The following is a 399-nucleotide window of genomic DNA, read 5'->3' as shown; positions in this document are numbered from 1 at the left end:
AAACGGTGTGGTGGCGGCTTTCCCAGATCTACAAAAAAGGTTTGATCTACAAAGGCTATACTATCCAGCCTTACTCTCCAAAAGCAGGTACAGGACTAAGTTCTCATGAGCTTAATCAGCCGGGAACTTATCAGGACGTGACCGATACTACGGTAACTGCGATGTTCAAAGCAAAGAAAGAAACGCTTCCTGCATTTCTTTCAGAAATGGAAGGAGAAATTTTCTTTATAGCCTGGACGACGACTCCATGGACCTTGCCTTCTAACACTGCATTGACAGTAGGGCCAAAGATCGAATATGTTACGGTAAAAACTTACAACCAATATACTTTCGAGCCTATCACTGTGGTGGTAGCCAAAGATCTTGCTGAAAAGCAGTTCGACAAGAAGTTCCAAAAAG

At 43.1% G+C, this 399-nt stretch carries 1 protein-coding gene; it reads left to right on the top strand.

Annotated elements, in window-relative coordinates:
• The coding region (locus tag HC175_RS19835) for a class I tRNA ligase family protein (RefSeq protein WP_168139817.1) at positions 1 to 399 on the top strand (399 nt) is incomplete at both ends.

This window comes from Salinimicrobium oceani (assembly GCF_012037645.1).
The sequence above is the reverse complement of the archived record's forward strand: the minus strand, read 5'-3'. Positions and strand labels throughout refer to the sequence as shown.